Genomic DNA, 8211 nt, shown 5'->3' with positions numbered 1-8211 from the left:
GAACTCAGCAGTGAAACGATGCATCGCCGATGGTAGTGTGGGGTTTCCCCATGTGAGAGTAGGTCATCGTCAAGATTCATTTCGCAAAACCCCTATCTGCACATGCAGGTAGGGGTTTTGTCTTTGTTGCCTGAAAACCATGCCACCCGCAGTCCCCTGTAGGAGCGGCTGCATAACCCCAAAACGAAAATGAAATAAGCGTCATTTATGTCTGAAGAATCGCAGGGCAATGCTACGCTCGCGGAAATACCCTGCACGGATACCTACCATGGAAATGAACTGGCACCAGGCCTTGCAAGAGAGCCTGAGCTGGCTGGCAATCGCCTCGTTCATCACGCTTATCGGTTTCACGGCCGCCGCCCTACTGGCCGTACGTTACACCCGCTGGGGCAGCCAGTTCTGGCAGCTTGCCGGGCCCTACTTCAATTTCAGGCGCAGCTGGCGACCGTTGCTGGTGTTTGCCCTGCTGCTTGTGCTGACGCTGTTCTCAGTCCGCCTCAATGTGCTGTTCTCGTTCTGGTACAACGGCTTCTACAGCGCATTGCAGGGCCTTGACCAAGCTGCCTTCTGGTACCTGCTCGGGGTGTTCGCGATACTGGCTACCATTCACGTGCTGCGCTCTCTGTTCACCTTTTATGTGACCCAAGCGTTCAGCATCAAGTGGCGCGAGTGGTTGACCGAGCGCCTCACCCACGACTGGATGCACGGTGACGCCTACTACCGTGGCCAGTTCCTCGCCGAGCCCGTGGACAACCCTGACCAGCGGATCGAGCTGGACGTCAACGCCTTTGTCAGCAACTCGGTTAGCCTGGCCCTGGGTGCGGTCAGTGCTTTGGTCTCGCTGGTGGCATTCACCGGTATTCTGTGGGGGCTGTCGGCCCCCCTGGCGGTTGGCGGGGTGGAGATACCCCGGGCGATGGTGTTTGCCGTATACCTGTATGTCATCGTGGCTACCTGGATCGCCTTCCGTCTCGGCCGCCCACTGATCCGCCTGAACTTCCTCAACGAAAAACTCACCGCCAACTTCCGCTACGCGCTGATGCGTCTGCGTGAGAATGCCGAGAACATCGCTTTCTACCAAGGTGCTCAGGTCGAGCGGGGCACTTTGCTGGGCCGCTTTGCTGCGTTGATTGTGAATGCCTGGGCGCTGGTGTTCCGGAGCCTCAAGTTCAGTGGTTTCAACCTGGGCGTCAGCCAGGTTGCCGTGGTGTTCCCTTTCATTCTTCAGGCACCACGCTTTTTCAGTGGGGCGATCAAGCTGGGGGATGTCATGCAGACTTCCCAGGCGTTTGGCCAGGTGCAGGATTCGCTGTCGTTCTTCCGTGAATCGTATGATGCATTCGCCCAGTACCGCGCCACCCTCGATCGTCTGACGGGCTTCCTGGATGCCAATCAGCAAGCGAGTGCCTTGCCCAGGGTGTTCACCGAGCAACAGGCACATGTGCTGCAGATCGCTCGCCTGCAGGTGTTGCGCCCGGACGGTCATGCCCTTATCTCCGACCTTGAGCTGAGCCTGCATGCCGGTCAGGCACTATTGATCAAAGGGCCATCGGGCAGCGGCAAGACCACGCTGCTACGTGCCTTGGCCGGCCTTTGGCCGTATGCCGATGGTGAGGTCAGGCGGCCAATGGGTCATCAGGCCTTGTTCTTGTCACAGCGCCCGTACCTGCCGTTGGGTGACTTGCGTACCGTCATTGCTTATCCGGCAGCCGGCAAGCCGGAGGATGAAGGGCGAATGCAGCAGGCGCTGCGCCAGGTCAACCTGGCCCACCTGGCCGAACGCCTTGATATCAACCGCGACTGGTCACACATCCTCTCCGTAGGTGAGCAGCAACGCCTGGCGTTCGCCAGGGTGCTGTTCAACCGGCCGCAGGTGGTGTTCCTCGACGAGTCGACCTCGGCGATGGATGAAGGGCTTGAGCACGCCTTGTACTCGCTGCTGCGTACGGAGTTGCCGAGTGCACTGCTGGTCAGTGTCGGGCACCGTAGCACGCTGGCAGGGTTCCATACCCATCGACTGGAGGTGGATGGGCAGGGCGGTTGGTCGTTGCTGGAGCAAGAGCCAGCGCTGGCGTAGCGTCTCGATGGGAAGCAAAGGCAGGCTGGTAGGGCTCAGCGCAACAGCGTAAGCCCCACCAGCGTGGCGCTTGCTACCCCTGCCTGTCTGCCCCCGCAAAGCAGCCGATGCATTGCACCCGCCACCACGTGCAGCCTTGGCGAGATCGCCGGGCTGCTGATCGGGGTGATCTTCGGCCCCCTGTCGACTTGGTCACGGCAACGGCTCTATCCCGCGGGTCCAGCAAAGTTCCGTTACAAACATGTAAACTTCGTAAATAAGATTTACTCGCATTTGAAGCTCCCTATATTTACCTCCCCTGTTGGCCGCCAGATTGTATTTGCGGGCCGGTGGGCGATGGCTCCCGGTTCGTGACAAGGATGTGCCTTTTCGCTCATGAATCGCAGGAGATGTACCATGCAGCACAGAACTTCACCTAATAGCCTGGCCCTGGCGTTCGTCGCGCTGGCGTCACCGGCCATGATGGCCACTGCGGCGGACGCCGAAGATCAGCATGGGGGTGAAGTGCTGGAAGTACCGCTGGCCGACAACGCTCTGGTGATCGAGAACACCTTGGTCACTGCCGAACGCGAGGCCCGCCAGGCCTTGGGTTCGTCAATCATCACCGCCGAAGACATCAAGCGCCACCCACCGGCCAATGACCTGTCCGATATCATCCGCCGTGAGCCCGGCGTCAACCTCACCGGTAACAGCGCCAGTGGCGCCCGGGGCAACAACCGCCAGATCGACCTGCGCGGCATGGGCCCGGAAAACACCCTTATCCTCATCGACGGTAAGCCGTCCAGCGCGCGCAACGCTGTGCGCTACGGCTGGAACGGCGACCGTGATACCCGTGGCGAAACCAACTGGGTGCCGGCCGAAGCGGTCGAGCGCATCGAGATCCTCCGTGGCCCGGCCGCTGCACGCTATGGTTCCGGCGCCATGGGCGGGGTGGTCAATATCATCACCAAGCGCCCCACCGATGCGCTCAAAGGCAGTGTCAGCCTGTACACCCAAATGCCCGAAGACAGCGCCGAAGGCGCCAGCCGCCGCGCCAACTTCAACCTTGGCGGTGGCCTTACCGACAACCTCGGCTTCCGCTTGTACGGAGGCTTGGCCAAGACCGACGCCGATGATCTGGACATCAACGCCGGCCACGCCACCAGTGCCCTGGTAGCAGGCCGTGAAGGGGTGCGCAACAAGGACATCAATGGCCTGCTGAGCTGGAAACTGAACGATGAGCACCGCCTGGAAGCCAGCGCCGGCTACAGTCGCCAGGGCAATATCTTTGCCGGCGACACCATGAACAGCAACGGCGGGGGTGACGTCGACTTCGTTTCCAGCCTTTACGGTCACGAAACCAACGTGATGCAGCGCAGCACCTACGACCTGACCCACCTGGGGGATTTCACCTGGGGTACCAGCAAGACCACGCTGGCCTACGAATACGTACGCAACTGGCGCCTCAATGAGGGCCTGGCCGGGCGTACCGAAGGCGCGCCCAGCGACGAGGGAGGGGCGATGTCGCGCCTGCGCAATACGCGCCTGAGCAGCGAGGTGAACCTGCCATTTGCCATGGGCAGCACCGAGCATGTGCTGACACTCGGTGGCGAGTACCTGTACGAAGCCCTCAATGACCAAGGCTCGCTGCGCCCACAAAGCTCCGACCCCACCAGCACTGGCGGGCTGGTGGGTTTTGATCGCAGCAGCTCGAAGATGACGGCACGCAGCTACGCGGTATTTGTCGAGGACAACATCATCGTCGGCGATACCACCCTTACTCCGGGCCTGCGTTTCGACCACCACGAAACCTTCGGCGACAACTTCAGCCCCAGCTTCAACCTGTCTCACAAACTGACCGAAGCCTTGTCGGTAAAGGGCGGCATTGCCCGAGCCTACAAGGTGCCGAACCTGTACCAGTCCAACCCCAATTACCTGCTGTACAGCCGTGGCAATGGCTGCAGCGTGCAGCAGACCAATAACGGTGGCTGCTACCTGCAGGGGAACGCCGACCTCAAGCCCGAGATCAGCGTCAACAAGGAAATCGGCCTGCTCTACGACCGTGGCAGCTGGCGCACCAGTGCCACCTACTTCCGCAACGACTACAAGAACAAGATCATCGGTGACACCGATGTGCTGTACACCATTGGCACCGGTAGCCGCGTGACCCAGTGGGACAACGCCGGCAAAGCGCGGGTGGAAGGTGTAGAAGGCAACTTCTTCATCGAGCTGAGTCCGACCCTGGACTGGAACACCAACCTGACCTGGATGCTCGACAACGACAACCGCGAGACCGGCGAGCCGCTGTCAGTGATCCCGGAATACACCGTCAACACCACCCTTGACTGGCGCGCTACCGAACAGCTGTCGTTCCAGGTGGCGGGGACCTGGTTCGGCAAGCAGAAATCGCCGACCTACAACTACCGCACCGAGCAGGACTACGACGAGACCGCTCAGGAAGATGTAGAGGCCTATGGCCTGGTGGACGTGAGCGCCGGGTACAAGTTCAACGCCAACTACGACGTACGGGTTGGGGTGAACAACGTGTTCGACAAGCAGATCCTGCGTGGCGGCAACGCCAGCACCTCGGGGGCCAATACCTATAACCAGCCGGGCAGGGCGGTGTTTGCTGCGCTGAATATCAACTTCTGATCCGAGGGCCGCATAGCAGCTGCGGCCTCATCACCGGACTTCAAGGAACCTCCGATGATCAAAGCCCCTGCCTGGCTACAGATCCTCTCCCGCAGTTGCGCGGCGTTGCTCGGCGGCTATGCCTTCAGCTATGCCGCCAGCGCCTGCCTGGCCCGCATCCTGCCGCTGCCCGCCAGCGATGCGGTCATCGTCGCGACCCTGCCGGCGTTCATTTTCTACACCGTCGCCATGCTCTGGGCCTTTGCCTGCCGTAATGCACTGCGCGCCTGGGCGCCGCTTGCCCTGGCTGTACCCTTGAGCCTGGTCGGCTTCTGGCCACAAGCGCTGGGGTGGCTGGCATGAAGCAGACCGTCACCCAGTCGATGGCCTGGCTGCACACCTGGGCCGGGCTGATCTTCGGCTGGCTGCTGTTCGCCATCTTCGTCACCGGTACGCTGGCGGTGTTCGACAAGGAACTCAACCACTGGATGCAACCGGAAATTCCGGCTACCCAGGTAACCCAGGCCGATGCTGCCCGGCGCGCCATCGCCTACCTGCAGGCGCACGAGCCGCAAGCCGGCAACTGGAACATCAGCCTGCCGAGCGAGCGCTCGCCCGGGTTGCGCGTGTCTACCGGAGAGCGGCGCCATGGCGGGGGTGTGCAGCTCGACCCTGGCACCGGCGCGGTGATCGACGTGCGCGATAGTGTCGGCGGCAACTTCTTCTTCCGCTTCCACTTCACCCTCGACCTGCCACGCAACTGGGGCATTTTCGTGGTCGGCGCGCTGGCCCTGGTGATGCTGGCTGCGCTGGTCAGCGGCATTATCGTCCACAAGAAGATCTTCAAGGAATTTTTCACCTTCCGGCCCAACAAAGGCCAGCGCTCGTGGCTGGATTTCCATAACGCCAGCGCAGTGCTGTTGCTGCCGTTCCACCTGATGATCACCTACACCGGCCTGGTGATCTTCATGCTGGTCTACATCCCGGCCGGGGTCGATGCGCTGTTCGATGGCGACAGCCGCGCCTACTTCCAGGCGCAGGGCAATACCCGCCTGGAGCAGCCTCGTGGTCTGGCCAGGGAGCCCGCTGGGCTGGTCGATGTGGCGCCGCTGCTGGCCCTGGCCGAGGCCCGGCTGGGGCCACTCGCCGGTTTGAACATTCGCAACCCCAACACCGCAGCGGCGCGTATCGAGATCCGCCCTGGGCTAGGCAACCGTATTGCCCTGGCCAAGGGCCAGGCCATGGTCTTCGATGGCGTCAGCGGGCAACTGCTTCGTGACGTGCCGGAGTGGCGTGCGGTACCCCTTACCCAGCGGGTGATGGTCGGCCTGCACTTCGCCCAGTTTGGTGGCTACCCGCTGCGTTGGCTGTATTTCATCTGCGGGCTGGTCAGCTGCCTGATGATCGCCAGCGGCCTTGTGCTGTTCTGCGTGAAGCGCGGGCGTAAATACGCCACTGATACCGCCGAGCCTTCAGCGCGCCGGGGGTACCGCTTGGCCGAGGTGTGTAACGTCGGCTTTATCAGCGGTTTGCTGCTGGCATGTGTGGGGCTGCTGTGGGTCAACCGCCTGTTGCCGGTGGAGTTGCTGCAGCGGGAGAGCTGGGAGGTGCGCGCATTCTTTGGAATCTGGTTGCTGGCGCTGCTGCATGCGGGTGTCAGGCCGGCGCGCCGGGCGTGGGTCGAGCAACTGCTGCTGACGGCGTTGCTGTGCATTGGCTTGGGGGCATTCGGCGGCCTGGACGACCCGATGCGCCTGGGGGTTGTGGCGTGTGCGCTGGCACTGGGGGCGTTGCTTGGGCTGGTGGCCTGGCGGGTTCGGCAAGCACAACCGGCACCCCACAAGGCCAGGGCAGGGCGGCGGATGGAGGCCGGGGCATGATGATGTGGATTACAGGCGGGATGTTGTTTGCCTACGCCGGAATGCTTGGGCTGTGCCAAGGGCTGGAGCGGCATTACCAGCACGTCTGGAATCGGGCCTGCCCACGCCTGCTGCGGGTCGTCTTGCGTGGGGCCGGGTGGCTTGCCTTGCTGGTCAGCCTGGTGCTGTGTGCCCAGGCGTGGGGTTGGGCTATGGGGCCTGTGGCCTGCCTAGGGGCGATATCGCTGGCGGGGATGCTGCTGGTAATGCTACTGCCGTACTGGCCGAAGCTGGCGGTGGGGCTGGTGATGGCGCTGCCAGTGTGGGGGGCGGTAATGATGCTCGGCTGAGCTGGGTGCATCGCCGGCAAGCCAGCCCCCGCTGGGCTACTGCAGCTCTTCAGGCTTGTGAAGTGCCTGTGGCAGCTGGCTCGGCAATGGGGCCGATGCGTTCAGCCCGCTACCACCTTGGCAAACGCTGTGCGAAAGCGTTGCATATCTTGGTCATTGCCCACACTCACCCGCACCCAGTTGGGCCAGCTGGGCCAGATCCGCCCGACCAGCACACCTTCCCTGGCCAGGCGCTCGACTACCGGCTGCCCAGGCCCGCGCATATCGATCATGAAACAGTTGGTCTGCGACGCTGTACAGCGCCAGCCGCGTTCGGCCAACCAGGCAACGGTCTGTTCGCGCAGATGGGCGTTGGCGGCCTTGCGCTGAGCCACCAGCTGGCGGTCCTGCAGGCTCGCCAGGCCAGCCAGCAAGGTAGGCGCCGGGGCGACGTTCTCGCCGTCATACGCTTCCAGCCGCTTCAGTAGCGGCGCCTGGCCGATCGCCAGGCCCAGGCGCGCGCCCGCCATGCCGTACAGTTTGGAAAAAGTCTGCAACACCAGGAGTTCGGGGTTTTCCCTCACCAGGTCGATACAGCTTTGCGCATCGCTGAAATGAATGTAGGCCTCGTCCACCACCACCACACTACCTGTCGGCTTGCGCGCAAGCAGGCGCTCGATGTCCTGACGCGGGGTAAGCGTGCCAGTGGGGTTGTTGGGGTTGCACAGGTAGATCAGCCCGGGTGCGCGGTCAGCCGCCAGCATGGCGTCGATGTCGTGGGCGTGGCGGGCGGTCAGGGCAACCCGGTGCACTTGGCTACCTCGCCCGCTGGCCGCCTCGGCTGGCGCTTCGTAGGAGGGTTCGGGCACCACCAGACTGCGAGGTCCGGTAAAAGCCATTACCGCGTGCTGCAGCGCCAGTTTCGAGCCGCAGAACACTTGCACCTGGTCCGACGCCAGGCCGTGCTTGGCGGCGAACGTGTCGATCAATTGGTATTGCGCTTCGTAGGGGTAGCGCCCGCACTGGTCAATGCCTTCGCGCATCGCTTCGCATGCTGCGGGGCTCGGCCCCCAAGGGCTTTCATTGTAGTTGATGCGTACTGGGCCGCTGTCGGCGGCCGGAGAGGGTGGTGCAGCGTTGGCCCAGTTGATCTGCCCGAGCAGCGGCAAGGCCATGCCCAGGCCCACCAGCGAGCGACGTGTCATATCGGTCATGCGTCGACGTCCCTGTTGTGATTGGTCACTTCTGGGACGAAACGGAAGTGCAGTAATTCATGGTGGCAGATCGCCGTAATGGCTGTCATCAATCGATATTGTTGCAGCCAAACGCGTTGCGG

General features: G+C 62.6%; 6 protein-coding genes. 5 read left to right on the top strand and 1 reads right to left on the bottom strand.

Translation table 11 applies throughout. From position 1 onward, the window contains the following. The first annotated feature begins 268 nt into the window (after positions 1-268). The 5 genes from OO258_RS25085 (at position 269) to OO258_RS25065 (ending at position 6896) form a co-directional block, all read left to right on the top strand. Positions 269-2077, top strand: coding sequence for an ABC transporter ATP-binding protein/permease (locus tag OO258_RS25085; protein WP_266033993.1), 1809 nt, complete (start codon positions 269-271; stop codon positions 2075-2077). Positions 2078-2473: 396 nt separating this feature from the next. Next, positions 2474-4708 (top strand): TonB-dependent siderophore receptor, encoded by a 2235-nt coding sequence (locus tag OO258_RS25080; RefSeq protein ID WP_266033990.1) that lies wholly within the window; start codon positions 2474-2476, stop codon positions 4706-4708. A 54-nt stretch (positions 4709-4762) separates the two neighbouring features. Beyond that, positions 4763-5050, top strand: coding sequence for an iron transporter (locus tag OO258_RS25075; RefSeq protein ID WP_266033987.1), 288 nt, complete (start codon positions 4763-4765; stop codon positions 5048-5050). Beyond that, positions 5047-6567, top strand: a complete 1521-nt coding sequence (locus tag OO258_RS25070; RefSeq protein ID WP_266033983.1) for a PepSY-associated TM helix domain-containing protein — start codon at positions 5047-5049, stop codon at positions 6565-6567. Before OO258_RS25075 ends, OO258_RS25070 begins: the two co-directional genes overlap by 4 nt. Next, entirely contained in the window at positions 6564-6896 is a 333-nt protein-coding gene (locus tag OO258_RS25065; RefSeq protein ID WP_266033980.1) for a DUF3325 domain-containing protein, read from the top strand. The genes OO258_RS25070 and OO258_RS25065 overlap by 4 nt, the downstream gene beginning before the upstream one ends. A 101-nt stretch (positions 6897-6997) precedes the next feature. Here OO258_RS25065 and OO258_RS25060 read toward each other — a convergent pair whose 3' ends face one another. Continuing rightward, on the bottom strand, positions 6998-8146 hold the full coding sequence (locus OO258_RS25060) for a pyridoxal phosphate-dependent aminotransferase (protein WP_266033996.1): 1149 nt from the start codon (positions 8144-8146) through the stop codon (positions 6998-7000). Positions 8147-8211: the final 65 nt, after the last annotated feature.

This window comes from Pseudomonas sp. DCB_BI (assembly GCF_026240995.1).
In the GTDB taxonomy this organism is placed as follows: Bacteria; Pseudomonadota; Gammaproteobacteria; order Pseudomonadales; family Pseudomonadaceae; genus Aquipseudomonas.
Note: the sequence above shows the minus strand (reverse complement) of the source record. Positions and strands in the feature narration are given on the sequence as shown.

Bases quoted from the DNA above. Each gene is read 5' to 3' on its own strand.
- OO258_RS25075 (WP_266033987.1), top strand. From the start codon at position 4,763: ATGATCAAAGCCCCTGCCTGGCTACAGATCCTCTCCCGCAGTTGCGCG.
- OO258_RS25080 (WP_266033990.1), top strand. From the start codon at position 2,474: ATGCAGCACAGAACTTCACCTAATAGCCTGGCCCTGGCGTTCGTCGCG.
- OO258_RS25085 (WP_266033993.1), top strand. From the start codon at position 269: ATGGAAATGAACTGGCACCAGGCCTTGCAAGAGAGCCTGAGCTGGCTG.
- OO258_RS25065 (WP_266033980.1), top strand. From the start codon at position 6,564: ATGATGATGTGGATTACAGGCGGGATGTTGTTTGCCTACGCCGGAATG.
- OO258_RS25070 (WP_266033983.1), top strand. From the start codon at position 5,047: ATGAAGCAGACCGTCACCCAGTCGATGGCCTGGCTGCACACCTGGGCC.